We start from the raw sequence: 26,036 nt of genomic DNA on the forward strand, positions 1-26,036 counted from the left end.
CATTATCGCACGAAGTGCCGGGAACGCCCACGACCGTCGCGGTTGCCTGCACTTATCCACAGAGACTTCTCGCACGAAACGGGGCCTCGATATGGTCGAAGCTCCGGCGAAGGGGGCCACCATAACCTTGTCCGACGGCCCACTCACCGCTTCGGAGCAGGCACGCGCACGTGTGCAAACCCAGACGGCGAAAGCGAGAGAACTGTCGCACGAGGCGGCTCGGGACGACCTCGCGACCGCTTACAGCGACGCCGATCTCGCCGGGGCGCGCGGATTGGGGCTGACGGCACGACGCGTCGGGGGCGGATCGCTGCGGTCGTTGGCCTTGCGTTGGCCGCCAGCCTTGCGGCCGGGTGCAGCCAACTGCCGTCTCACGACGATTCGTACAAGACCGACATCCCCGCCGCGCTGAAAGCGGCCAGTCTCGGGATCTCCGACGCCTACGCCGACGTCAGCCTGGACGGGTTCACCGAGACGCTGACGGTCGGTGAAACCGTCGACCTCCCGGCCGCCGAGAAGACGAAGGCATCGCCGGACTTCGTGCGCGACGTGATCAGAGTCGCATTCGACGGGCGCGTTCTGAACATGAGGTCTCTCGATGTGGCCTTCCGGGACAGCGACAACCAGAAGATCGACGTGAAGTCGGCGCTCACCCGTCTGGGCGCAGCGCCCAGTTACGACGGCACGAGCATCACCATGGATGAGGCGAGGACGATCTCCGAGGGGGCGGGACGATGACCGCAGCAGATCAACTCGTCGAGATCGACGGTGGCGTACGGAAAAAACAGGCCGCACTGGCAAGACGCCTCGCACAGCGTCTTCACAACACACGAGTGAACCTGTTCGAGGCGACCGCATAGCGGCGCGATGAGAGAATCGCCGCATGAGCGAAACCGTCACCCCCCGTCGTCCGGTCGTGGTCGCGATCTGGCTGATCTTCGCCGGGATCGTGGGGTGGTGGGCGGCGTTCTCGCTCACCATGGAACGCTTCCACCAGCTCATGAACCCGGGGGCCGCGGCATCCTGTGACTTCAGTGTGCTGGTCCAGTGCTCGACGAATCTGCAGTCGGCCCAGGGCAGCGTCTTCGGCTTTCCTAACCCGATCATCGGACTCGCTGCGTGGATCGCACCCATCGTGGTCGGTATGGCGCTACTGGCTGGCGCGCGCTTCGCGCGGTGGTTCTGGGCCCTGTTCTGGCTCGGCTTCGTCTTCGCCCTGTGCTTCGTGATCTGGCTCATCGGGCAGAGCCTCTTCGTGCTGGCGACGCTGTGCCCGTGGTGCATGGTGACGTGGTCCGTGGTGATCCCGTCGTTCTTCGTCGTCACGCTGCACGTTCTGCGCGAGGGAGTCATCCCGCGCCCGCGCGTGCAAGAGTTCGCCGACAGGCTCATGGCGTGGGTGCCGCTCATGACGATCGTCGCGTTCGCCGTCGTCGCGGTGCTGGCGCAGGTGCGCCTGGACGTGCTCTCGCAGCTCTGAGCCGACGCAGATCCTCCGAGATTCGCAGAACCTCCGCCAGATAGACCTGGATGCCGCTGAGGTTGCGCGAATCACGGGGTGGGTGAAGCGCTCCAAAGCGCAGAAGACCCTGACAGGCTCCCCCGGCTCGCCCGTGTGCGGATGAGAATCAGGGCCGGGCGTTTCGACAGGCTCAGCCGCCTCGACGCCGAACGACGAAGGCCGCCACCCTCTCGGGGCGGCGGCCTTCACGGCATCCGGGATCAGGCGAACCAGATCGCGAGCTCGCGCTCGGCGGACTCGACGCTGTCGGACCCGTGGACGAGGTTCTGCTGCACCTTGAGGCCCCAGTCGCGACCGAAGTCGCCGCGGATGGTGCCGGGGGCGGCGGTGGTCGGGTCGGTCGTTCCGGCGAGCGAGCGGAAGCCCTCGATGACGCGGTTTCCGGCGAGGCGGATGGCGACCGACGGGCCGGACATCATGAACTCGAGCAGCGGCTCGTAGAACGGCTTTCCCTCGTGCTCGGCGTAGTGGTGGGCCAGGGTTTCACGGTCGGGCTCGACGAGGCGGATGTCGACGAGGGCGTAGCCCTTCGCCTCGATGCGGGCGAGGATCGCGCCGGTGAGGCCGCGAGCGACGCCGTCGGGCTTGACGAGGACGAGGGTCTCTTCGGTAGCCATGGGTCATTCTCCGTTCGAGAGGTCGGGGGAAGCGGCGCGTCGGGCGTTCTGTCGATCGAGCGCTGCTCCCTTGATGGTCGCATACGCCCACATGCCGCCGAAAATGAGAGCCACGACGGCCAGGGCCGGCACGAGGAAGCCGCCGAGCAGCAGCACGATCTGGAGTCCCCACCCCGCGAACAGCGCCCACCGGTGGCGGAGCGAGCCCGAGACGGCGACCATTGCCACAGCCATGACGACGCCGCCGACGATCCCCCACCAGGGCTCGATGCCGAAGGGCAGCACCTTGAGGCCGTAGACCACGAGGCCGCCGAGGAAGACGATGATCGATTCGAAGCCGAGCACGACGGCGCCGAGAGACTCCTGAGCGCCGCGTTGACGACGGGGGCGCGGGGCGCGAGGTTCGCGGGGGCTCATCCCTGCCACCCGGCCTTCCAGTCCTCGAGGTCGGCGAGACGCAGCGCCTCGCCGGCGAGCACGACGGAACCGGCGATGACGACGGCGCGGCGGTCGGACTCGGCGGCCCACGAGCGGGCGGCGTCGGCGGCGTCCTCCAGCGTCGGGTGCACGGTGACCGGGAGGTCCGCCGCCTCCGCGACGTCGGCGATCACGTCGGGATCGGTCGCACGGTCACTGGCGGGAGCCGTGGCGAACACACGGGAGACCCCCGGGACGAGGGCCGACATGATGCCGGCGGCATCCTTGCCGTCGAGGATGCCGACCACGGCGCCCCACTCGTCGATGTCGAACGACTCATCGAGGGCGGCGACCAGAGCGCGCGCCCCGTGCGGGTTGTGCGCGGCGTCGACGAAGACGGTCGGAGCGGTACCGATGAGCTGAAGGCGGCCGGGCGAGGTGGCGTTGCCGAGACCGTCGGCGATCACGTCGGCCGCGAGGGGCTGGGTGCCACCGCCGATCAGCGACTCGACGGCGGCGACCGCGAGCGCCGCGTTGGCGCCCTGGTGTGCTCCGTACAGCGGCAGGTAGACCTCGGGATACGTCCCGGCGACCCCGCGGATGTCGAGCTGCTGCCCGCCCACGGCGAGGGTCTGCCCCACCAGGTCGAACTCGTGGCCGGCCACGGCCACGGTCGCCCCCTCTTTCGCGGCGCGCGCGCGGATGACGCGGAGTGCGTCCTCGGTCTGCGCAGCCGACACCACCGCGGCTCCCGGCTTGATGATCCCGGCCTTCACCGTGGCGATCTCGGCGATGGTGGTGCCGAGACGGTCGGTGTGGTCGATGTCGATCGGCGCGAAGACCGCGACATCGCCGTCGGCGGTGTTCGTGGAGTCCCACTCCCCTCCCATACCGACCTCGAGCACGAGCACATCGATCGGCGCGTCGGCGCACGCGACGAACGCGAGCACGGTCAGCAGCTCGAAGAACGTCAGCGGCGCGTCCTCGGCCGCGGTCAGTTCGGCGTCCACCATCTCAACGAACGGCTGGATCTCGTCCCACGCATCGGCGATCGCGGCATCCGAAACGGGCTCGCCGTCGATGAGGATGCGCTCCGTGAAGCGTTCCAGATGGGGGCTCGTGAACAGCCCCGTGCGCAGACCCATCGCTCGCAGCAGGCTCTCGATCATGCGGCTGGTCGAGGTCTTGCCGTTCGTACCGGTGACGTGGACCACCCGGTAGGTCCGCTGCGGGTCGGCGAGCAGCTCGAGCACGCGACGCGTGCGCTCGACGCGGGGCTGCACCCACTGCTCGCCCTGCCGCTCGAGCAGCGCGCTGTAGACGGCGTCGGCCCTGGTGCGGTCGCTCATGCGGGGGCTCCGATCCGCGCGACGGCCACAGTGACGGCGCCGACGTTCGCGTAGGTCTTGGCAGCGATCTGCGTCTCGAACTCGGCCGGCATCGCGCTGCCGCGCTGGATGAGCCGCCCCTCTGCTCCGGCGAGAACGACACTCTCGGCGAGAGTCTCGGATGCCACCCCGGCCACGTCGAACGCCTGAGCGACGGCTCGCGCGTCAGCGCCGTCGACGAAGGTCAGTGACAGGAAGATCCGATCGCTCACGTCGAAGCCCGCAGCCTTGCGGGTGTCCTGGATGCCGCGGATCATGTCGCGGGCCAAGCCCTCGGCCTCGAGCTCCGGGGTGGTGACGGTGTCGAGCAGCACGAAACCACCGCCGGCCAGCACCGCCAGCGCTTCGCCTTCGGGGCGTCCCGCGGTCTCGACGACGAGGTCGTACTCGGAGGGCTCGAGCGCGATGCCTCCGGCGACGACCCGACCGTCGGTCTCGCTCCAATCGCCCTCACGAGCGGCCTTGATCGCCTGCTGCACCTGTTTGCCGAGGCGAGGCCCCGCGGCGCGGGCGTTCACCGACAGACGGTGCGTGATGCCATACTCCGCCGCCGTGCCCTCTCGCAGCGCGACCTGTTCGACGCTCTTGACGTTGAGCTCTTCTCGGAGGATGTCGTCGAACTGCGCCAGACCCGAGGCATCCGGGGTCACCACCGTCAGACGCGGGAGCGGTAGACGCACGCGCTTGCCCTCGCGCTTGCGCAGTGCGTTGGCGACGCTCGAGACCTCGCGCACCGTGTCCATCGCGGTGCGGATGTCTTCGGCCGCGGGGAACGCAGACGCGTCGGGCCAGTCGGTCAGGTGGACGCTCCGCCCGCCGGTGAGGCCCTGCCACACGCGCTCGGTGACGAGCGGCAGCAGGGGAGCTGCGACGCGGGTGAGGGTCTCGAGCACCGTGTAGAGCGTGTCGAAGGCCTCGCGGCTCGACGGATCGTCCGTCGCGCCCACCCAGAAGCGATCCCGCGAACGGCGGATGTACCAGTTGGTCAGCACCTCGGCGAAGTCGCGCAGACGCTCGGCGGCGGTCGTGGAATCGAGGCCCTCGAGGTCGGTGGCGACCTCGCGCACCAGATCGCCGGTCAGCGCGAGGATGTACCGATCGAGCACGTCGGCGGAGTCGGTGCGCCACTCGGCGGTGTAGCCCTCGGGGCCCGACGCGTTGGCGTACGTGGCGAAGAAATACCACGCGTTCCACAGCGGCAACAGGAACTCGCGCACGCCCGAGCGGATGCCCTCCTCGGTCACGACGAGGTTCCCACCGCGCAGCACCGAACTAGACATCAGGAACCACCGCATGGCGTCCGAGCCGTCGCGGTCGAAGACCTCGCGCACGTCGGGGTAGTTGCGCAGCGACTTCGACATCTTCTGTCCGTCGTTGCCGAGCACGATGCCGTGGCACGAGACGCCGGTGTACGCCGGGCGGTCGAACAGCGCGGTCGAGAGCACGTGCATGACGTAGAACCAGCCGCGGGTCTGCCCGATGTACTCGACGATGAAGTCGGCCGGGGCGTGCTCGTCGAACCACTCGTGGTTCTCGAATGGGTAGTGCACCTGCGCGAACGGCATCGAGCCCGAGTCGAACCAGACGTCCAGCACATCTTCGATACGGCGCATCGTCGACTGCCCCGTCGGGTCGTCGGGGTTCGGGCGCGTGAGGTCGTCGATGTAGGGGCGGTGCAGGTCCACCTCTCCGTCGGCGTTCAGCGGCAGGCGACCGAAGTCGGCCTCCATGTCGGCGAGCGAGCCGTAGACATCGACGCGCGGGTAGTTCGGGTCGTCGCTCTTCCACACCGGGATCGGCGAGCCCCAGTAGCGGTTGCGGCTGATCGACCAGTCGCGCGCGCCCTCGAGCCACTTGCCGAACTGGCCCTCCTTGACGTTCTCGGGCACCCAGGTGATCTGCTGGTTGTTGGCCAGCAGGTCGTCTTTGATGTCGGTCACGCGCACGAACCAGCTCGACACGGCCTTGTAGATGAGGGGGTTCCGGCAGCGCCAGCAGTGGGGGTACGAGTGCTCGTACGACGCCTCGCGGAGCAACCGGCCCTCCTGCTTCAGCAGGCGGATGAGTGGGCGGTTGGCGTCCAGCCACAGCTCCCCCGCGACGTCGGTCACCGCCGACAGGAACCGGCCGCCGTCGTCGAGCGAGATGATCGTCGGCAGGCCCGCGGCATCCGCGAGGCGCTTGTCGTCCTCACCGTAGGCGGGGGCCTGGTGCACGATGCCCGTGCCGTCGCTGACGGTGACGTAGTCGTCGACGAGGATCTTCCAGGCATCCTTCGTCCCCCACACCGACGCGTCGGCGTAGTAGTCGAAGAGGCGGTCGTACGACACGCCCTCGAGCTCGGCGCCCAGGATCGTGGTCTGCACGGCCTCGCGGGCGGCATCCGCGCTCTCGTACCCGAGGTCCTTGGCGTAGTTCGGCAGCAGGTCTTCCGCCAGCAGGTAGCGGTGCGCGACGGCCTCGAACGCCTCGTCGGGCGTGCCGTCGGGGGCACGGTGCACGTCGGCGGCGCCGTTCGGTCCGCCCTCGATGACGGCATAACGGATGCCGGGGCCCACCGCCAGCGCGAGGTTGGTCGGCAGGGTCCACGGCGTCGTCGTCCATGCGAGCGCGCGGACGCCGGTCAGGCCCATCGCCTCGGCCTTGGCCCCGACGAGGGGGAAGGTCACGGTGACCGAGGGGTCCTGCCGCATCTTGTAGACGTCGTCGTCCATGCGCAGCTCGTGCGTCGACAGGGGCGTCTCATCGCGCCAGCAGTACGGCAGCACGCGGTAGCCCTCGTACGCGAGTCCCTTGTCGTGCAGGGTCTTGAAGGCCCAGAGCACGCTCTCCATGTAGGTCGTGTCGAGCGTCTTGTACCCGCGCTCGAAGTCGACCCAGCGGGCCTGGCGCGTGACGTAGTCCTGCCACTCGCGCGTGTACTCGAGCACCGACTCGCGGGCCTTGGCGTTGAAGGTCGAAACCCCCATGCGCTCGATCTCGTCTTTCTCGGTGATCCCGAGCTGCTTCATCGCCTCGAGCTCGGCGGGCAGGCCGTGGGTGTCCCAGCCGAACACGCGGTCGACCTTCTTGCCGCGCATGGTCTGGAAGCGCGGGAAGACGTCCTTGGCGTAACCGGTGAGCAGGTGGCCGTAGTGCGGCAGGCCGTTGGCGAACGGCGGTCCGTCGTAGAACACCCATTCCTCGGCGCCCTCGCGGTTGGCGATCGACGCGCGGAAGGTGTCATCGCTCTTCCAGAACGCGAGCGTGTCGTTCTCGATCGCCGGAAAGCGCGGGCTCGGGACGACGGAGGCCGTGGACGCGGCGCTCTGGCCGGATGCCGGAGTCGTGGCATCCGGGGCCGCGTTCGACGCGTCGGCGGCCGGGCCGAAGGATGAGGGGCGAGGGTAGGTCATGTCTCTCCGCGGGTCGAGGTTCGCTCGCCGGGACGATCCCTTCGGACCGCGGTACCACCCTGCATTGCGCCCTCTCACGAGGGCGCCGCTCTCACTGCGGCTGTGACGGGCCTGCCCCGCGCGGTTCTACTCCGGGCCTGGACCCGTTTCTTCCGCGAGCTCCCCGGTGATGGCCGGATCGATGCGTGTTCGTTCAGTCTACGCGAGCCGCGCGGCCCGCGCTGCGGTCGATGCCTGACGATCGAGTGTCCACGAAACCCGGACGCGGGGCCGGTGTCGTCCGGGTGTTCTGGACACTCGCCCCCCGCACGGATCCCGCCGCGCCGAGCGTTCCGAACGTCCTCTCCATCCTGCGCGACCTGAACTGCCCTCGAGTGTCCAAGAAACCCGGACGTAGGGCCGATATCGTCCGGGTGTTCTGGACACTCGACCCTCCGTTCGGGCCGCAACCCGGCGAACGCGGACTCAGGCGCCCGGCGGGCGGACACCCGCGGCCGCCAGCAGTTCCCGGGTGAACGGATGCCGCGGCGCGGCGAAGACGCACGACACCGTGCCCGAGTCCACGACGCGTCCGTCCTTCATCACGATCACGTCGTCGGCGATCGCGGCCACGACGTCGAGGTCGTGGGTGACGAAGATCATGGCCAGGTCGCGCTCGCGCTGCAGGGCGAGGAGACGCTCGAGGATCTTCGCGCGCACCGAGGCGTCGAGGGCGGACACCGGCTCGTCGAGCACGAGCAGATCCGGTGACACGGCGAGGGCTCGGGCGATGGCGACCCGCTGACGTTGGCCGCCCGAGAGCTGCGCGGGCCGGCGACGGACGAACGCCGGCGACAGTCCGACCTCCTCGAGAAGGTCGGTGACGGCGCGCCGTCGCTCAGGACGCGGCACCCCACCCGCAGCGACGGCCTCGGTCAGGGTGCGACCGACGCTCCAGCGGGGGTCGAGGGCACCCCACGGGTTCTGTTGCACGAGCTGTACCCGGCGTCGATCCGCCCCGCGGGCCACCTCGGGCGTCCAGGGGCGATGGTCGAACGCGAGAGTCCCCTCATCCGCGATGGTCACGCCGACGGCGAGACGAGCGAGCGTCGTCTTGCCCGATCCCGACTCCCCCACCACCGCGAGAGTGCGACCGCGGCGGATCTCGAACGAGACATCGTCGACGGCGACCCTTTCGCCGAAGCGCTTGGTCACGCCGTGGGCGGTGAACAGCGGAGCATCGGTGCGCGGGGTGCGCCCGAGCGGCTCGTGAGACACCGCCGCGACGAGTTCTCGCGTGACGGGATCGCGAGGGGATGCCAGCACCTCGGCGGTGACGCCGGTCTCGACGACGCGTCCCTCGTGCATCACGACGACCCGGTCGGCCACCCGCGCCACGGCTCCGAGGTCGTGACTGATGAACACCACGGCGACGCCCTCGTCGGCGATACGGCGAATCAGCTCGAGCACGCGGGCCTGGACGGTGGCATCCAGGGCCGTGGTGGGCTCGTCGGCCACCAGGACGGTGGGCCTCGCCGACAGGGCCGAGGCGATCAGGGCGCGTTGGCGCAGTCCGCCCGAGAGCTCGTGCGGGTACTGGCGCGCGCGCTCGTCGGGCTCGGGCATCGACACACGCTCGAGGCTGTCGCGCACGCGCGCCGCCACCGCGTCACCGCGCACCGAGGGCTCGTGGATGCGCACCGGCTCGGCGACCTCGGCGCCGATCCGGCGAAGGGGGTCGAGCGAGACGAGCGCGTCCTGCGACACGAGGGCGATGCGCCGCCCCCGAAGAGTACGCCACTGCCGCTCCGTCAGCGACCGAGCGGCGGTACCGTCGATCTCGAGCTCGTCTGCGGACCATGACAGGCCGTCGGGAACGAGTCCCAGCAGGGCGCGCGCGCTCAGCGACTTGCCCGCGCCCGACTCGCCCACGATTGCGACGCACTCCCCCGGAGCGACGTCGAGGTCGAGGTGACGAACGATCGCCCCCTCGGGGCCGCCGATGCGCAAGCCGCGCACGCGGACGCCGCTCATGCGCCCCGCTCCTCGGATCGCGCGCGCAGGATGCGGCCTATGACGCTCACGCTCACGACGGTCGCGGTGATGGCCAGGCCCGGGAACACCGCGACCCACGGAGCCTGCAGGAGCAGATTGCGGCCCGCCGAGAGCATGAGCCCCCATTCGGGTGCGGGCTCGGTGGGGCCGAGGCCGAGGAAGCTCAGGCCCGCCGCTGCGAGGATGCTCGTGCCGATGCCGATCGTGGCGAGCACGCTCACCGCACCCAGCACGCCGGGGAGGACGTGCCGCACGTGTACGACGACCGCGGGGACGCCGATGATGCGCGCGGCCTCGACGTGCTCGGCCGCCGCGAGCGATCGGGTCTGCGCCCGCGCCAGTCGGATGTACACGGGAACGGCCGCGATCGTCACGGCCACGGCGATGTTCGCGGCCCCCGGTCCCAGCACCGCCACCACCAGGAGGGCGACGAGGAACTCGGGGAAGGCCAGCAGCACGTCCACGACCCGCATCGCGGCGGCGTCGATCCAGCGCGGGGCGACGGCTGAGAGCGAGCCCGCGATCAGGCCGAACACCAGGGCGAGTCCCGTCGCGAGCAGACCGATCCCCACCGAGGGGCCGGCTCCGTAGACGACACGCGAGTACACGTCGCGACCGCTCTGATCGGTGCCGAACCAGTGGGCTGCGCTCGGCGACTGGAGGGTGGCGCGGACGTCGGTCAGCAGCGGGTCGTGTGTCGCGAGAAGACCCGGCGCCACGGCGGCAGCGGCGATGAGCGAGAGCACCGCGCCCGCGATCGTCAGGGCGACGACTCTGCCCGGCCGTGTCCGACGCGTCTCGGTGAGGGCGGCGCTCACGCGGGCACTCCGCTCCGCACGCGCAGCGCCGCACCGGCGAACCGCAGACGCGGGTCGAGGAGGGGCGCGACCAGGTCGACGACCGTGTTGACAGCGACGAAGACGAGGGCGCTCAGCAGGATGACGCCGGTGATCACCGGGAGATCGCGGTCGGTGATCGCCGCGAGCGTCACGCGGCCGATGCCGGGCCGCGCGAACACCGTCTCGACCAGCACGGCGCCACCGAGGAGGGATCCGACGAGATAGGCGGCGAGGGTGACCGCCCCGACCGCCGCGTGACGCAGCGTGTGGTGCAGGGTCTCTCGTCGCCGAGCGGCACCGCGGGCGCGCACGGTGAGCAGGAACGGCTCGCGCTCCGCCGCCTCGATCCCGTCGCGCAGCACCTGCGACAGCAGCGCCGCGACCGGCAGGGCCAGGGTCACCGCCGGCAGGACGAGGGATGCGGCATCCCGCCCTCCCGCCACCGGGAACCACCCGAGCTGGAACGAGAAGACGCTCAGCAGCACGAGCCCCGTCCAGAACACCGGTGACGACAGGACGACGAGCTCGACGCCCGAGGCAACGGCCCGCCCGCGCCGTCCGCGTACGAGCAGCGCCGTCGCCAGTGCCAGCAGCGCGGCGATCACGAGCGCGAGCGCCGATAGCTGCAAAGTGGGCCCGAGCTGGCGGCCGATCACCTCGGACACCGGAAGGCGCAGTTGGTACGACTCCCCCAGGTCACCGCGAGAGAGTCGCCCGAGGAATGCGGCGTATTGCTCGGACACGGGGCGATCCAGACCGAGGTCGCTCCGGATCCCCGCCTTCACGGTCTCGCTCACCTGCGCCTGCGGGCCCAGCATGACGTCGACGGGGTCTCCCGGGATGATCCGAAACGCCACGAACGCCAACGTCGCCGCGCCCCACAGCACGAGAACGACAGATGCCACGATCCCGCCGAGACGCCTCAGAAGGGCACGGGAGCGAGAACGTGGCATCCGCCTAGTGTGTCCGAATCTCGGCGTCTCAGCCGACGGACGCCGTCGCGAACAGCGGACGACCGTAGAGGTCGAAGGCCAGACCCGAAACCTTCGGGGTGACGGCGCTGATCAATGCGGGGCTGTACAGCGGCACGATCGCGGCCTGCTGCGCGTTCCACTGCTGCACCTGCGCGTAGATCGCGTTGCGCGCAGCCGGATCGGTCGTCGAGGCGCCCTGCTCGAGAAGGGCATCCATCGCCGGATCGCTCACCTGGGAGGCGTTCTGGAATCCATCGGTGGCGAGGTGGCTGCGCAGCAGGTCGGCATCGACGCCTGAGAAGCCCCAGTCGGTGACGTCGTAGGTCTTGGGACCGTACTGCTCGTTGTAGGCGCCGGGCTCGAGCACCTCGCGCTGCAGGTCGAAGCCGACGGCCTTCAGGTCGCTCTGGACGGCATTCGCCAGCGCAGCGCGGTCGTCGGGCACCGGCGTCCACGCGATCCAGCGCGCGGTGAGACGCTGACCGTTCTTCGTGCGGATGCCGTCGGCATCCCGTCCCGTCCAGCCCGCCTCGTCGAGAAGGGCGTTGGCGGCCGCCTGGTCGAACGGCCACGTCTTCTCGAGGCTCGCGTCGTAGCCGGGCGTCGTGGCCCCGAGGATGCTCCACGCGCGCGGGTACTGGCCGTAGAAGATCTCCTGCACCGCGGAATCGACGTCGATCGCCTTCGAGAACGCCTGACGCACCTTCTGGTCGGCGAAGACGCCGTACTTCTCGTTGAGGAACAGCGAGTACGGCAGACCGGGGTAGGCGATCGACTCGACCGTGTCGTCGGAGGGCACCTGCCCGACGAGGTTCGGGGGGAGGTTGGTCACGACGTCGGCCTGGCCGCTCGAAAGCGCGCCGAGGCGCACCGAAGCCTCGGGGAGGATGTCGACACGGAGGGTCTTGAACGCCGGCTTGCCGCCGCCGTCGGGGCCCCAGGTGTAGTCGTCGTTGCGGGTGTACACGATGTCCTGGTCGGGCGTGTACTCGGTGAGCTCGAAGGGCCCGGTGCCGACATTCACGCCGGGTCCGCCGGCCTTGAGCTGATCGGCCTTGTCTTCGAGCACCTTCGGCGAATAGAAACCGAGCAGCGCGGTGCTCGCCGCCTGGAGGAACGGCGCGTAGGCCTGGGTGAAGCGCACGCGCACGGTGTGCTCGTCGACCACGTCGGTGCCGGCGTACAGCTCTCCGCCCAGCATGCTCGCGGCCTGAGCCGAGGCGGTGTCGGGGTCGGCGATGCGATCGAAGTTCGCCTTGACCGCGGCCGCGTCGAACGCGGTGCCGTCGTGGAACGTCACGTCGGTACGCAGGCGGAACAGGTAGCTTGCGCCTCCGTCCTCGACGTCCCACGACTCGGCGAGCCACGGCGAGAACGTGCCGTCGGCCTCCTGGAACACCAGCGAGTCGAGCACGGCGCGCTGCACCATGGCAGACACGTCGAGCTGGCTGGTCTGCGGGTCCATGTGGCCGGCCGAGAGGTTCGCACCCTCGATCGCCCAGACGATCTCGCCATCGCCCTCGGACGCGGGGTCGGACCCCGCACACGCCGAGAGCGAGAGGGCGGCGACGGCCGCGACGGCGACCGCCGAGAGCACGCGGCGGGAGAGCTGTGAAGGCATGACGAAACCTCGAAGTCTTTGGTGGGGAAGCTTCAGCTTACCCGCGTTCCTGGACCGAGTGCGGAAAGTCGCCGGGGCGTGCGTCGGTAGCGGCCGGATGGGGACCGATGGGATTCCGGCGTCGCACAACCTCAGTGATCCGCACGACCTCCGTCGGCACCCGTCTGTGCTGTTTGAGGTTGCGCGATTCGATGACTCTGCGCGTCGGGCATCTCGCGCTCGTCCCCGCACAACCTCAGCGATCCGCACAACCTCCGCCCGCGTCCACCTGCCACCACTGAACATGCGCGAATCGCCGAGCTTGCGCAACCACCCGCACACCACCCCCACGCACCCTCAGCGATCCGCACAACTTCCGTCGGCATCCGCCCCGATGGACTGAATCTGCGTGACGCACCGAAAGAGCGCCGAACACGGGCCCGCGGGAGGCCGCGCGGCACGCATCGCCCCGGTATCCTGGATGCCACACCCATCAGGCACGCTCACACAGTGCCGCCCATATCGCTCGAGGAGTACACCCATGGCCACCATTCCCGACAAGCCCGCCCTGGAAGGCCTCGAGCAGAAGTGGGACGCCGCCTGGCGTGAGCGCGGGACGTACGTCTTCGACCGCCTGCGCGCCGCCGAAGCCGGCCGCCAGGGCGTGTACTCGGTGGACACCCCGCCGCCGACGGCATCCGGAAGCCTCCACATCGGCCACGTGTTCTCGTTCACGCACACCGACGTGAAGGTGCGTTTCGAGCGCATGCGCGGCAAGACCGTGTTCTACCCGATGGGCTGGGACGACAACGGCCTGCCCACCGAGCGCCGCGTGCAGAACTACTACGGCGTGCGCTGCGACCCCTCGCTCCCCTACGACGCCGACTTCACCCCGCCGTTCGCGGGCGGCGACAACAAGAGCAGCAAGGCCGCCGATCAGGTGCCCATCAGCCGCCGCAACTTCATCGAGCTGTGCGAGCAGCTCACGATCGAGGACGAGAAGCAGTTCGAGGAGCTCTTCCGCGAACTGGGCCTGAGCGTCGACTGGACGCAGACCTATCGCACGATCTCCGACGACTCGATCCGCACGAGCCAGCTGGCGTTCCTGCGCAACATCGAGCGCGGCGAGGCGTACCAGTCGATGGCGCCGACGCTGTGGGACGTCGACTTCCGCTCCGCGATCGCCCAGGCCGAGCTCGAGGACCGCGACCAGCCCGCGGCCTACCACCGGGTGGGCTTCGCCAAGACCGACGGCTCGGGCGACGTGTTCATCGAGACCACCCGCCCCGAGCTGCTGCCTGCCTGCGTGGCTCTGGTGGCGAACCCCGACGACGAGCGCTACCAGCCGCTTTTCGGCACGACCGTGCGCACCCCGCTGTTCGACGTCGAGGTGCCGGTACTCGCGCACCCCCTCGCGCAGAAGGACAAGGGATCGGGCATCGCCATGATCTGCACCTTCGGCGACGTGACCGACATCATCTGGTGGCGCGAGCTCGACCTGCCGAACCGCACGATCATCGGCAAGGACGGGCGGATCGTCGCCGAGGCTCCCGACGTGATCGTGACGGATGCCGCGAAGGCGGCGTACGACGAGCTCGCGGGCAAGACCGTGTTCAGCGCCAAGAAGCGCATCGTCGAGCTGCTGCAGGAGTCCGGAGCCATGGAGGGCGCTCCCAAGCCCTTCACCCACCCGGTGAAGTTCTTCGAGAAGGGCGACCGGCCGCTCGAGATCGTGTCGACGCGCCAGTGGTACATCCGCAACGGCGCGCGCGACGCCGAGCTGCGCGAGCGCCTGATCTCTCTCGGTCGCGGGATGTCGTGGCATCCGGACTTCATGCGCGTGCGCTTCGAGAACTGGACGAACGGTCTCACCGGCGACTGGCTCGTGTCGCGCCAGCGCTTCTTCGGCGTGCCGATCCCGGTCTGGTACGCGCTCGACGACAACGGCGAGCGGGACTACTCGCGCGTGCTCACCCCCGACCTGGCTGCGCTTCCCGTCGATCCGACGACCGACGTTCCCCCGGGCTACACCGAGGATCAGCGTGGCGTCCCCGGCGGCTTCGACCCCGAGCGCGACATCCTCGACACGTGGGCGACGTCGTCGCTCACCCCACAGCTTGCGGGCGGTTGGCAGCGCGACGAGGAGCTGTGGAACCTCGTCTCGCCGTTCGACCTGCGCCCGCAGGGCCAGGACATCATCCGCACCTGGCTCTTCTCGACCATGCTGCGAAGCGCCCTCGAAGACGACCGGAGCCCGTGGTCGGATGCCGCCATCTCGGGGTTCATCGTCGACCCCGACCGCAAGAAGATGTCGAAGTCGAAGGGCAACGTCGTCACGCCCGCCGACATCCTCAAGCAGCACGGCTCCGACGCCGTGCGCTATTGGTCGGCGTCGAGCCGCCTCGGCACCGACGCGGCGTTCGACCCGCAGAACCCCACGCAGGTGAAGATCGGACGGCGCCTCGCGATCAAGCTGCTGAACGCGGCGAAATTCGTGCTGTCGTTCCCCGTGCCCGAGGGTGCCGAGGTGACGCACGCGCTCGACGCGTCGATGCTCGCGACCCTGGATGCCGTGGTGCGCGACGCGACCACCGCGTTCGAGGCCTACGACCACGCGCGGGCGCTCGAGATCACGGAGTCGTTCTTCTGGACGTTCTGCGACGACTACCTCGAGCTCGTCAAGGAGCGCGCGTACGACCAGACCGACGTGGGCCAGGCCTCGGCGGCGCTCGCGCTGCGCACGGCCCTGTCGACGCTGGTGCGCCTGTTCGCGCCCGTGCTGTCGTTCGCGTCCGAAGAGGTGTGGTCCTGGTTCGAGGAGGGCTCGGTGCACACCGCCGCGTGGCCCGAGCCGCTCGGCATCGAGGGTGATCCCGCGGTGCTCACCGCCGTGAGCGCCGCGCTGATCGGCATCCGTCGCGCCAAGACCGAGGCGAAGGCCTCGCAGAAGACGCCGGTGACCTCGCTCACCGTGTCGGGTCCGCACGTCGAGGCGCTGCGCCTCGCCGAGGGCGACCTGCGCGCCGTGGGCCGGATCGAGACGATCTCGTTCGCTGAAGCCGACACCACCACCGTGACCGACATCGTGTTCGCACCCCAGGAGGCCTGATGCAACTCGGAACCCGCTGGACCGCCCGCGAGCAGCCGCCGAAGGCCGTTCCCGAGGCGCTGCACGCGCAGATCGCCGCCGTCGAGGCCGCGCTCAACCCCGACGGTCTCAGCGCCCCCGCCCCGCGGTGGACGCTGACGTTCCTCGAGGGGCGCCCCGTCGCCGAGCTCGACACCGGCGTCATCGTCACCCAGGATGCCGCGGGCGAGGTCGTCGTGCGCTACGACGACGACGCCGAGTTCGCCTGACGAGGACCGCCTCGGAACACAGAGCCCGTCGACGCGTTTGTGCGCCGACGGGCTCCGTGCTCTCGTGCCGACGACGGCATGTCCGGATGGCGAGTGATCCGGGGCGGAGCAGAGCCGGGCTGCGGAGGACGAGTCCGCTCGGGTGATCCCCCGCCGGCAGACCCTTCTCCCCGAGCGCGCTCGACCCTCAAGTTCCGCGCGCCGAATCGACCTACCGGGGCAGCAGGTACCGCGCGACGTCGCCCGACATCGCGCGGGATGCCGCGATCCCGGCACGACGAGCCGGCTCGGCCTCGACGCGGGAGATGCGTCGGCGAATGCGACGCTCGGCGACGGTCGACATGGCCTGGGCGCTCACAAGGAGGGCGTTTTCGAGGAGCGTCGGCCGGGCGGAGACGGCGATGGTCTGCGTGATGGCGCTCATGCGGAGCCCCTCTCGGTCGGAAGCGGAAAGATGTCGTTGCGGATCGTGACGGGGCGCACGCCGTCGCCGGTCTGGTCGCGGTAGCGGGCCACGGTTTCGTCGACGAGCGCGTGGATCCGCCGGACGAGGTCCTGCGACTGCGCCGCGGTCAACCGGGCGGTCGCGGTCGAGATGATCGCGGCATCCCGCCACTCCTCCGCTTCATCCCAGCCGTGATTGGCGAAATGCATCAACTGCTGGTGACGAAGGGTGAGGGTTTCGGACTGCACCGCCTCCATCACGGTTCGACCCGCGGGGGTGTTCTGCATGTCGGGGTTGGTGAGCGTCACCATTCCGGCCGGGCGTTCCCACCATCGCTCGCGCGCGGTTCCACGGTCGGTGACCTCGCGGATGAGGTCGTGCTGGGCCAGGGCGCGCAGGTGGTAGCTCGTGGATCCCGTCGACTCGCCCGTGAGCTCGGCGAGGCTGCTCGCCGTCTGGGGGCCGTACTGGCTGAGGATGTCGTACAGCCGCACGCGGAGAGGGTGGGCGAGAGCTCGGAGCGCCCCGGCATCCAGGACCCGTTCGGCGCGCGAAGACGATTGATCGGTCATGGTGCAAAGGTATCTTTGCAAGTGATTGTTTGCAACCCTTTCTCTGCACAGGAGCGGTGGCGGCGCATAGGCTGGAGCGATGACGGATGCCGTGAACAATCCCCTCCTCGCGCCGCCCTCGCTCCCCTACGACCTGCCGCCCTACGGCAGCATCGCCGTCGAGCATTACCTCCCCGCTTTCCACGCTGCCTTCGCGGCGCAGCGGGCCGAGGTCGACGCCATCACCGCCCAGACCGACGCGCCCACCTTCGAGAACACCCTGATCGCCCTCGAACGAAGCGGCGAGCTGCTCGATCGCGTCGCCCGTGCGTTCTACACCGTCGCGTCCGCCGACGGCACTGCAGAGATCCAGGCCGTCGAAGAAGAGCTCGCCCCGCTGATGGCGGCTCACAGCGATGCGATCCAGCTCGACGCAGCGCTCTTCGCCCGCGTCGCCGCCGTGCACGCGCAGCTCGACGCTCTCGCCCTCGACGACGAGAGCCGTTACCTCGTCGAGCGCCACCATCGCGAGATGTCGCTCGCCGGCGCCGGACTCGACGACGAACAGAAGCAGCGCCTGACCGACCTCAACCAGCGCCTGTCCGTGCTGACGAACGCATTCGAGAAGAACCTCCTCGCCGACACCAACGACCTCGCCGTCGCCTTCGACACCGCAGCGGAACTCGACGGCCTCAGCGACGGCGAGCTCTCGGCCGCCGCCCAGGCCGCCACCGACCGCGGGCTCGACGGCCGCTACGTCGTCACCCTCACGCTCTACACGGGCCACCCGCTCCTCGCCTCGCTGAAGAATCGCGAGAGCCGCCGCCGCCTTCTCGAGGCCTCGCGCTCCCGGGCCATCCGCGGTAACGACCACGACAACCGCCCGGTGCTTCGCGAGATCGTGCGCCTGCGAGCCGAGCGCGCGGCCCTGCTCGGCTATCCCTCGCACGCTGCCGCGGTCCTCGCCGACCAGACGGCGGGATCCCCGGATGCCGTGCGCGACCTGCTCCGTCGACTCGCCGCCCCCGCTGCCGCCAATGCCCGCTCCGAGCAGGAGGCGCTCCAGGCGATCGCCGATGCCGACGGCATCCGGATCGAGGCGCACGATTGGGCGTTCTACACCGAGAAGGTGCGCGCGAAGCGCTACGACCTCGACCGCGCAGCCCTGCGCCCCTGGTTCGAAGTGGAGCGCGTACTGCGCGACGGCGTGTTCTACGCGGCCGAGCAGCTCTACGGCATCCGCATCACCGAGCGTCACGACCTGCAGGGCTACCACCCCGACGTCCGCGTGTTCGAGGTGCACAACGCCGACGGCGGTGAGCTCGGGCTGTTCCTGCTCGACCTGTACACCCGCGACACCAAGCGCGGCGGCGCCTGGATGAACTCGATCGTCACGCAGTCGGCCCTCCGAGGCACGGCCCCCGTCGTGGTCAACAACCTGAACGTGAACAAGCCCGCCCCGGGCACCCCGACACTGCTGACCCTGGATGAGGTCACCACCCTCTTCCACGAGTTCGGGCACGCCCTGCACGGCCTGTTCGCCACCGTCACCTACCCGCACTTCGCGGGTACGGCCGTCTACCGCGACTTCGTCGAGTTCCCGAGCCAGGTCAACGAGATGTGGATCCTCTGGCCCGAGATCCTCGCGCACTATGCCCGCCACATCGACACCGGAGAGCCCCTCCCGGCCGACGTCGTCGAGCGGCTGCACGCGTCGGAGGCGTTCAACCAGGGCTTCGCCACGAGCGAGTACCTCGCGGCATCCTGGATCGACCAGGCGTGGCACGCTCTCTCCGTCGACGAGGCCTCGGCCGATATCGACGTCGCGTCGTTCGAGGCAGCGGCCCTGAGCGACATCGGGCTCGACAACCCCGCCGTGCCCACCCGCTACGCCTCGACGTACTTCGCGCACGTGTTCTCGGGCGGCTACAGCGCCGGCTACTACTCGTACATCTGGAGCGAAGTGCTCGACGCCGACACCGTGGAGTGGTTCCGTGAGAACGGCGGACTCACGCGTGACAATGGCGACCGCTTCCGCCGGCGCCTGCTGGGGGTCGGCGGTTCGGGCGATCCGCTCGCCGCCTACCGGGATTTCAGGGGTCGCGATGCCGAGATCCAACCGCTGCTGGAGCGTCGCGGTCTCACGGGCTGAGGCCGGTCGAACCTCGGGCCCGGGCGCGTCGTGCGCTCGGGCCCGATCTCGTCACAGCGCGTACTTGAACCCGATGTGCGAGCCGACGAAGCCGAGCCGCGTGTAGAACCGGTGGGCATCGACGCGCGCGGCGTCGGAGGTCAGCTGCACGAGGGTGGCGCCGGTCGCCGGAGCGGCCACGTCCATGACCCAGCGCATCACGGCGCTGCCGATGCCGCCCGACCGCCGGCTCGACGACACCCGAACCGCCTCGACGAGCAGGCGGGTAGCGCCCTGACGTGCCATGCCGGGAATGAGAGTCAGTTGGAGAGTGCCGATCAGCACTCCCCCGGCGTCGTCGACGACGAGCAGGTCGTTCAGCGAGGCGTCCAAAACGCTCCGCAGGGCCGTGTCGTAGGTCGCCTCGTCTCCGGCGTCGGCGCGGTCCCCGCGCGCGGCGCTGATGGGGTCGTCGGCGAGGAGCGGCATCAACGCGGGCAGATCGGCCGGCCTCGCCCGGCGGACGGTCACCTCGCCGATGCGGGTGGTCAGCGTCGCGGGGAGATCGAGGTCGGAGAGCATGATCTCCATCCTGCCGCGTGCGTCAGCGCCAGCCGAGCACCTCGCGCACGACGGCTTGGGATGCCGGTGAGCCGTCGTTCTTGATGGACAGCAGCTTCTCGCTGGAGATGAGCGCAACCGATGCGCTGTACGCGTTCGAAAGGCCTTCCACCGCGCGACGGACGAGGGGGGCCGCATCGTTGCGATCCGCGCCGCCGCGCACCGAGTAATGGGGATAGATGAGCAATTCGGCGCCCTCGGGCATCCGTCGTGCGCACGCAACGACCACGGTGGGGGTGGCCCCCCTCCAGAACCGGGGGAAGAAGTCGAAGCCCGTTCCGTCCGCGAAGAATTCGACGACTCCGCGCTTCCGGGACTTTGCGATGTCGCCGAGGCGGACGTCGCGGGCGACCCACTCCGACCCGCTGTCCCGGATCGCCGTGGCGAAGGTGTCACCCCCGTCGGAGAATCCCGCCGCGATGAGCGCGTCGGTCGCGCGGCGTACCGTCGAGGCGGGGTCGTCGTGCACCAACATCCGCGCCCCGCCCCGCGTCAGTCCGTTCCACCGGACGGGACCGACGTGGGCGTCTTCACCGGATCCGCGCATGATCACAGCGACCACGCCCGCCCCACGGCCTCGTCGGCCTCGCGGTACGCCCGGGCTGCGTCAGCGGCCGCGCGGCCGACATCGGCCAAGCGCGCAGACTGCTCGACCGCGCGGTAGGCGTCGATGGTCTCGCCCATCCGCTCGGTGCCGATACCGAAGGCCTGCGAAGACATGTCGGCGACGCGCTTTCCGACGTCGACGATGCCATCGCTGATCGGCTGGAACAGCTGCAGAATCAGCCCCAGTTCTCCTGCATTCAGGCGGGCATATGTTCCGAGATGTTCCCCGATCGCCTGCCCGTGCCCGGCTTGCCTCTCCAAGACCTGCTGCGCAAGCGAAAGCTGGTCGGTGTCGACATCCACTCGGTCCCCCCGGTCCGTAGGTCGAATGTCAGCGAAGCTGAGTTACGCGCTCCGTCGCTTCTGTGCCAGCACGATGGTGGGCTGCGCGCGATCCTCGACGGCCGCACGGGTGATGACGACCTTGGCGATGTCGTCAGCCGAGGGCACGTCGAACATGATCGGCCCCAGGACGTCTTCGAGGATCGCACGCAACCCGCGCGCACCCGTCTTACGCAGGACGGCGAGGTCGGCGATGGCGCGGAGGGCATCCTCTTCGAACTCGAGCTGCACCCCGTCGAGCTCGAACATGCGCTGGTACTGCTTGACCAGCGCGTTGCGCGGCGCGGTGAGGATCTCCATCAGCGCGTCCTGGTCGAGCGGCGAGACGGATGCCACGACGGGCAGGCGACCGATGAACTCGGGGATCAGACCGAACTTGTGCAGGTCTTCGGGAAGCGCCTCGCTGAAGAGGTCGGGCGCGTCTTCCTTGCGCTGCAGCGGCGCGCCGAAGCCCACGCCGTGCTTGCCCACGCGGGCCGAGATGATCTCCTCGAGGCCCGCGAAGGCCCCGGCGACGATGAACAAGACGTTCGTCGTGTCGATCTGGATGAATTCCTGGTGCGGGTGCTTGCGGCCGCCCTGCGGCGGCACCGACGCGACGGTTCCCTCGAGGATCTTCAGCAGCGCCTGCTGCACGCCCTCTCCCGAGACGTCGCGTGTGATCGAGGGGTTCTCGGCCTTGCGGGCGATCTTGTCGACCTCGTCGATGTAGATGATGCCGGTCTCGGCGCGCTTCACGTCGAAGTCGGCGGCCTGCAGCAGTTTGAGGAGGATGTTCTCGACGTCTTCACCGACGTAGCCGGCCTCGGTGAGGGCCGTGGCATCCGCCACCGCGAACGGCACGTTCAGACGCTTCGCGAGCGTCTGGGCGAGGTACGTCTTACCGCAGCCGGTGGGTCCGAGCAGCAGGATGTTGCTCTTGGCGATGTCGATCTCTTCGGCACGGGCCTCGGCGGGCTGCAGGGTGCCGTGCGAGCGGACGCGCTTGTAGTGGTTGTAGACGGCGACGGCGAGAGCGCGCTTGGCGGGCTCCTGACCGACGACGTACTCCTCGAGGAACGAGAAGATCTCGCGCGGCTTCGGCAGGTCGAACTCGGCGACCTCGCCGGCCGACGACTCGGCCATGCGCTCTTCGATGATCTCGTTGCACAGCTCGACGCACTCGTCGCAGATGTAGACGCCCGGACCGGCGATCAGTTGCTGTACCTGCTTCTGGCTCTTGCCGCAGAAGGAGCACTTGAACAGGTCGGCGCTCTCACCGATACGTGCCATGGCCGGTTCCTCCCGTCACCCGGCCCCCGCCGGTGTGTTACCCGAGCCTAACCCGAGCCCGGGTGATCCACGGGCATTCGCGCGCGCGGCGGCGTCATGATCGCCGACGGCGGACATACGGCATCCGGTCACCCACCGGATCTTCACGCTCCCCGAACCTCTGCGATCGCCACCTCGACGCGGTGCCCGACGGCCCAGAAACTGCATCATGCCGACATCTCCGCCGCAGCTTGTCGTCGGGTTGTCGGCGAGGTGCCGTCTCGCGATCCGTGGGGCCCGCCGCACACGACGAGGCGCCCGCCCACACGACGAAGCCCCGCAGACCGAAACGGGTCTGCGGGGCTGATCGTGGCGCGAGCGCGTCAGGCGGTGAGGGCCGCCGGGGTGCGCTTGCGGGTCGTGAGCACCTGGTCGACGATGCCGTACTCCATCGCCTCGGCGGCGGAGAGGATCTTGTCGCGATCGATGTCCTTGTTGACCTTCGCGACGTCCTGGCCGGTGTGGCGCGCCATGGTCTCTTCGAGCCAGGTGCGCATGCGGAGGATCTCCTGCGCCTGGATCTCGATGTCGGACGCCTGTCCGTGACCGGCCTCGCCCATCGCGGGCTGGTGGATCAAGATGCGAGCGTTCGGCAGAGCGAGACGCTTGCCGGGGGCGCCGGCGGCCAGCAGCACGGATGCCGCGGAGGCTGCCTGTCCGAGCACGACGGTCTGGATCTGCGGCGAGACGTACTGCATCGTGTCGTAGATCGCCGTCATGGCCGTGAACGAGCCACCGGGCGAGTTGATGTACATGATGATGTCGCGGTCGGGGTCCTGCGACTCGAGCACGAGAAGCTGCGCCATGACGTCGTCGGCCGACGCGTCGTCGACCTGCACGCCGAGGAAGATCACGCGGTCTTCGAACAGCTTGTTGTACGGGTCCTGACGCTTGTAGCCGTAAGCCGTGCGCTCCTCGAACTGAGGGAGGACGTAGCGGCTCGAGGGCATGTGCGCTGCGGTGCCGCCGAAAGTGGGGATGTTCATGTCGGTGTCCTTTTCCTCTCGGCTCAGACCGCTGCGGTTCCGCCGCCGCCGGTGACGTCGGTGGCGTGCTCGCGCATGTGGTCGACGAAGCCGTACTCGAGAGCTTCCTGGGCGGTGAACCAGCGGTCGCGGTCTCCGTCGGCGTTGATCTGCTCGACGCTCTTGCCGGTCTGCGCCGCGGTGATCTCGGCGAGGCGACGCTTCATGTCGAGGATGAGCTGCGCCTGCGTCTGGATGTCGCTGGACGTCCCGCCGAACCCGCCGTGCGGCTGGTGCAGCAGCACGCGGGCGTTGGGCGTGATGTAGCGCTTGCCCTTGGTGCCGCTGGTGAGCAGAAGCTGACCCATCGAGGCCGCCATGCCGATACCGACGGTGACGATGTCGTTCGGCACGAACTGCATGGTGTCGTAGATCGCCATACCGGCCGTGATCGAGCCACCGGGCGAGTTGATGTAGAGGTAGATGTCCTTCTGCGGGTCTTCTGCGGCAAGCAGCAGGATCTTGGCGCAGATCTCGTTGGCGTTGTCGTCGCGCACCTCGGAACCGAGCCAGATGATGCGGTCCTTGAGCAGTCTGTCGAAGACGCTCGTTGCCATAAGGGGTTCGGGCATGTGTGCTCCTCTTCCGTGATCTGAAACGAATCTACCGGCGCGTTCCAGGGCGGGATGCCGTGTTCGCCGCGGGCGGATCAGCGCGGTTGTTCGGCGATTTCTCGCGCGTATCCGGTCACGGAGCGGGTATAGCGCGGCAGGTGCGGGGCGAGGGCCTGCAGAGCGACGGATGCCGCCCGCTCGGGCTCTGCATTCGACACGAGAGCGAGCGCGTAGAAGGCGGCGGCCGCATCGTGCAGCGGTCCGCGAGGCTCGCGCTCGTACTCGGCCTCGAGCATAGCGAGTGCCTCCGCGGTCTTGCCGAGATTGCGGATCGTGCTCGCGAGCTGGATCGTCGCGCGCGTGCGGCGCTCGTCGTCGAGTCCGAGCTCGAGGGCGCGACGATAGAGCTGCTCGGCCTCGTCCTCGACGCCGGCGGAGTCACGCGCTCCGGCTCGCTCGAACAGCGCGACCGCGTCATCCGCGGGCCGCTCGGCAGCCAGCGCGTCGATGCGTTCGATCACGGCCTCAGGGCTGAGCGCCTCATCGGCCCAGACGGCATCCACTCGGCTCTGCCAGTCGTTCATCGCACGTGCTCTCTCTCATGTTGAGTATCCAGAACATGCCGTGGGGCGCGGCGCCTGTGCGGCGTGTTCTGGGCACTCGACCGACGGGACCGGACGGCCTGCGCGGCTTCCGGGAACGAAAAAAGGGGGCGGATGCCACGGCATCCGCCCCCTCGTATCGACTTACTCGCTGTCTGCGGCCTCGTCGGCGACCTTCTTCTTGGCCGGCGCACGCTTCTTGGCGGGAGCCTTCGCGGGCGCTTCCTCAGCGGCGGGAGCCTCGTCGGCGGCGGGCTCGGCGGCCTTCTTCTTGGCGGGGGCGCGCTTCTTGGCGGGAGCCTTCGCGGGAGCGTCCTCGGCGGCGGGAGCCTCGTCGGCGTCGTCGTCGCCCTCGGCGGGCTCTTCGCCCTCGACGGCGACGAAGCCGGTCAGGTCGACGGGCTTGCCGTTGGTGTCGACGACCGAAACCTTGCCGAGCGCGATCGCGAGGGCCTTGTTGCGGGCGACCTCACCGACGAGCGCGGGCAGCTGATTGCCCTGCTGCAGCGCGTTGACGAAGTCCTGCGGCGCCATGTTGTACTGCGCGGCCGACTGGATGAGGTACTGCGTCAGCTCGTCCTGCGACACCTGGACGTTGGCGTCTTCGGCGATCTTGTCGAGGACCATCTGCGTGCGGAACTGCTTCTCGCTCGCCTCGGTGACCTCGGCGCGGTGCTCGTCGTCTTCGAGGCGGTTCTCGCCCTCGAGGTGCTGGTGCACCTCGTCCTCGATGAGCTGCGGGGGCACGGGGATCTCGACGGCCTCGAGGAGCGCCTCGATGAACTTGTCACGCGCGGCGGAGCCCTGCGTGAACACGGACTGCTGCGAGACGCGCTCGCTCAGCGACTCGCGGAGCTCGGCGATGGTGTCGAACTCCGACGCCATCTGCGCGAAGTCGTCATCGGCCTCGGGGAGCTCGCGCTCCTTGACGGCGGTGATGGTGACCGAGACCTCGGCCTCTTCACCGGCGTGCTCGCCACCGACCAGCTTCGAGCGGAACGTGGTCTGCTCGTCTGCCGTGAGCGACTCGATGGCCTCGTCGATGCCCTCGAGCAGCTCGCCGGAGCCGATCTCGTACGACACGCCCTCGGCGCGGTCGATCTCGTTGCCGTCGATCGTGGCGACGAGGTCGAGCTCGACGAAGTCACCCGTCTTGGCGGGGCGGTCGACCGTGATAAGCGTGCCAAAGCGCGCGCGCAGGCGGTCGAGCTCGGCGTCGATGCCGGCCTCGTCGACCTCGGCGGCGTCGACCGTCACCGTGATCGAGTCGTACGCGGGAAGGTCGAACTCGGGACGCACGTCGACCTCGACGTCGACGATCAGGTCGCCGGAGAAGTCCTTGAGCTCGGGGAGCTCCACGATCTCGGCGTTGGGACGACCGATCACTCGCAGCTCGTTGGCCTCGACGGCCTCGCGGTAGAACCCGTCGAGACCCTCGTTGACGGCGTGCTCGATGACGGCACCACGGCCCATGCGCTGGTCGATGATCGGCGCGGGGACCTTGCCCTTGCGGAAGCCGGGGATCTGCACGTCACGGGCGATGTGCTCGTAGGCGTGGGCGATGCTCGGCTTCAGCTCGTCAGGCGAAACCGTGATGTGCAGCTTGACCCGGGTGGGGCTGAGCTTCTCGACGGTGCTGTTGACCATGCGGTTCGTTCTCCTCGTGTGGCCCGCGCGCACGCGGGGGCCGGCTAGGCCTGTGGTC

Annotated in this window: 23 protein-coding genes; 5 read left to right on the forward strand and 18 right to left on the reverse strand. The window is 69.2% G+C overall.

Going from position 1 to position 26,036, the window contains the following annotated elements:
• Positions 1-330 precede the first annotated feature (330 nt).
• Complete coding sequence (locus AB6V29_RS02125) at positions 331-738, forward strand: hypothetical protein (protein ID WP_267787172.1); 408 nt, start codon at positions 331-333, stop codon at positions 736-738.
• A gap of 145 nt (positions 739-883) precedes the next feature.
• Positions 884-1,480, forward strand: a complete 597-nt coding sequence (locus AB6V29_RS02130) for a vitamin K epoxide reductase family protein (protein ID WP_307316996.1) — start codon at positions 884-886, stop codon at positions 1,478-1,480.
• Between the two features lie 242 nt (positions 1,481-1,722).
• On the opposite strand, the gene ndk is transcribed toward AB6V29_RS02130, so the two are convergent.
• The 8 genes from ndk to AB6V29_RS02170 all read right to left on the reverse strand — a co-directional run bounded on the left by ndk (position 1,723) and on the right by AB6V29_RS02170 (position 12,807).
• Positions 1,723-2,139 carry a nucleoside-diphosphate kinase gene (ndk, locus tag AB6V29_RS02135; RefSeq protein WP_210074824.1) on the reverse strand — a complete coding sequence of 139 codons (417 nt, stop codon included), beginning with the start codon at positions 2,137-2,139 and terminating at the stop codon, positions 1,723-1,725.
• A gap of 3 nt (positions 2,140-2,142) precedes the next feature.
• Positions 2,143-2,556: a DUF4233 domain-containing protein gene (locus AB6V29_RS02140; protein WP_307460724.1), complete on the reverse strand. Its 414-nt coding sequence runs from the start codon at positions 2,554-2,556 to the stop codon at positions 2,143-2,145.
• Complete coding sequence (locus tag AB6V29_RS02145; protein ID WP_369356766.1) at positions 2,553-3,905, reverse strand: folylpolyglutamate synthase/dihydrofolate synthase family protein; 1,353 nt, start codon at positions 3,903-3,905, stop codon at positions 2,553-2,555. The genes AB6V29_RS02140 and AB6V29_RS02145 overlap by 4 nt, the downstream gene beginning before the upstream one ends.
• Positions 3,902-7,339, reverse strand: a complete 3,438-nt coding sequence (gene ileS / locus AB6V29_RS02150) for an isoleucine--tRNA ligase (RefSeq protein ID WP_369356768.1) — start codon at positions 7,337-7,339, stop codon at positions 3,902-3,904. The genes AB6V29_RS02145 and ileS overlap by 4 nt, the downstream gene beginning before the upstream one ends.
• Before the next feature lie 465 nt (positions 7,340-7,804).
• On the reverse strand, positions 7,805-9,352 hold the full coding sequence (locus tag AB6V29_RS02155) for a dipeptide ABC transporter ATP-binding protein (RefSeq protein ID WP_369356770.1): 1,548 nt from the start codon (positions 9,350-9,352) through the stop codon (positions 7,805-7,807).
• Positions 9,349-10,191, reverse strand: coding sequence for an ABC transporter permease (locus tag AB6V29_RS02160; RefSeq protein WP_369356772.1), 843 nt, complete (start codon positions 10,189-10,191; stop codon positions 9,349-9,351). Before AB6V29_RS02160 ends, AB6V29_RS02155 begins: the two co-directional genes overlap by 4 nt.
• Entirely contained in the window at positions 10,188-11,165 is a 978-nt protein-coding gene (locus tag AB6V29_RS02165) for an ABC transporter permease (RefSeq protein ID WP_369356774.1), read from the reverse strand. The genes AB6V29_RS02160 and AB6V29_RS02165 overlap by 4 nt, the downstream gene beginning before the upstream one ends.
• Before the next feature lie 28 nt (positions 11,166-11,193).
• Positions 11,194-12,807, reverse strand: a complete 1,614-nt coding sequence (locus tag AB6V29_RS02170) for an ABC transporter substrate-binding protein (RefSeq protein ID WP_369356776.1) — start codon at positions 12,805-12,807, stop codon at positions 11,194-11,196.
• Between the two features lie 520 nt (positions 12,808-13,327).
• On the opposite strand from AB6V29_RS02170, the gene valS reads away from it, so the two are divergent.
• Together valS and AB6V29_RS02180 are read left to right on the forward strand one after the other, a co-directional pair.
• On the forward strand, positions 13,328-15,895 hold the full coding sequence (gene valS / locus AB6V29_RS02175; protein WP_369356778.1) for a valine--tRNA ligase: 2,568 nt from the start codon (positions 13,328-13,330) through the stop codon (positions 15,893-15,895).
• Complete coding sequence (locus AB6V29_RS02180) at positions 15,895-16,143, forward strand: hypothetical protein (RefSeq protein WP_115918078.1); 249 nt, start codon at positions 15,895-15,897, stop codon at positions 16,141-16,143. The genes valS and AB6V29_RS02180 overlap by 1 nt, the downstream gene beginning before the upstream one ends.
• Before the next feature lie 211 nt (positions 16,144-16,354).
• Here the strand turns inward: AB6V29_RS02180 and AB6V29_RS02185 are convergent, their stop codons facing one another.
• Positions 16,355-16,567 (reverse strand): hypothetical protein, encoded by a 213-nt coding sequence (locus tag AB6V29_RS02185; RefSeq protein ID WP_267787162.1) that lies wholly within the window; start codon positions 16,565-16,567, stop codon positions 16,355-16,357.
• Positions 16,564-17,160 (reverse strand): helix-turn-helix domain-containing protein, encoded by a 597-nt coding sequence (locus AB6V29_RS02190; RefSeq protein ID WP_369356781.1) that lies wholly within the window; start codon positions 17,158-17,160, stop codon positions 16,564-16,566. The genes AB6V29_RS02185 and AB6V29_RS02190 overlap by 4 nt, the downstream gene beginning before the upstream one ends.
• Positions 17,161-17,239: 79 nt before the next feature.
• On the opposite strand from AB6V29_RS02190, the gene AB6V29_RS02195 reads away from it, so the two are divergent.
• Positions 17,240-19,291 carry a M3 family metallopeptidase gene (locus AB6V29_RS02195; protein ID WP_369356783.1) on the forward strand — a complete coding sequence of 684 codons (2,052 nt, stop codon included), beginning with the start codon at positions 17,240-17,242 and terminating at the stop codon, positions 19,289-19,291.
• Positions 19,292-19,342: 51 nt separating this feature from the next.
• Here AB6V29_RS02195 and AB6V29_RS02200 read toward each other — a convergent pair whose 3' ends face one another.
• The 8 genes from AB6V29_RS02200 to tig all read right to left on the reverse strand — a co-directional run bounded on the left by AB6V29_RS02200 (position 19,343) and on the right by tig (position 25,978).
• Positions 19,343-19,852, reverse strand: a complete 510-nt coding sequence (locus AB6V29_RS02200) for a GNAT family N-acetyltransferase (RefSeq protein WP_369356785.1) — start codon at positions 19,850-19,852, stop codon at positions 19,343-19,345.
• Positions 19,853-19,874: 22 nt separating this feature from the next.
• Positions 19,875-20,438, reverse strand: coding sequence for a hypothetical protein (locus AB6V29_RS02205; RefSeq protein WP_369356787.1), 564 nt, complete (start codon positions 20,436-20,438; stop codon positions 19,875-19,877).
• Positions 20,439-20,440: 2 nt separating this feature from the next.
• A complete protein-coding gene (locus AB6V29_RS02210) occupies positions 20,441-20,800 on the reverse strand; it encodes a hypothetical protein (RefSeq protein WP_369356789.1) in 360 nt (119 codons plus the stop codon).
• Between the two features lie 42 nt (positions 20,801-20,842).
• Complete coding sequence (gene clpX, locus AB6V29_RS02215) at positions 20,843-22,111, reverse strand: ATP-dependent Clp protease ATP-binding subunit ClpX (RefSeq protein WP_267787156.1); 1,269 nt, start codon at positions 22,109-22,111, stop codon at positions 20,843-20,845.
• Positions 22,112-22,473: 362 nt separating this feature from the next.
• Positions 22,474-23,136 (reverse strand): ATP-dependent Clp protease proteolytic subunit, encoded by a 663-nt coding sequence (locus AB6V29_RS02220; RefSeq protein ID WP_267787155.1) that lies wholly within the window; start codon positions 23,134-23,136, stop codon positions 22,474-22,476.
• 23 nt (positions 23,137-23,159) lie between these two features.
• Positions 23,160-23,747 carry an ATP-dependent Clp protease proteolytic subunit gene (locus AB6V29_RS02225; protein ID WP_174799692.1) on the reverse strand — a complete coding sequence of 196 codons (588 nt, stop codon included), beginning with the start codon at positions 23,745-23,747 and terminating at the stop codon, positions 23,160-23,162.
• A gap of 77 nt (positions 23,748-23,824) precedes the next feature.
• Complete coding sequence (locus AB6V29_RS02230) at positions 23,825-24,313, reverse strand: tetratricopeptide repeat protein (protein WP_307460771.1); 489 nt, start codon at positions 24,311-24,313, stop codon at positions 23,825-23,827.
• Between the two features lie 162 nt (positions 24,314-24,475).
• Positions 24,476-25,978, reverse strand: coding sequence for a trigger factor (gene tig, locus AB6V29_RS02235; RefSeq protein WP_369356792.1), 1,503 nt, complete (start codon positions 25,976-25,978; stop codon positions 24,476-24,478).
• Positions 25,979-26,036: the final 58 nt, after the last annotated feature.

The sequence above is a fragment of the Microbacterium sp. 20-116 genome (assembly GCF_041079415.1).
GTDB lineage: Bacteria > Actinomycetota > Actinomycetes > Actinomycetales > Microbacteriaceae > Microbacterium.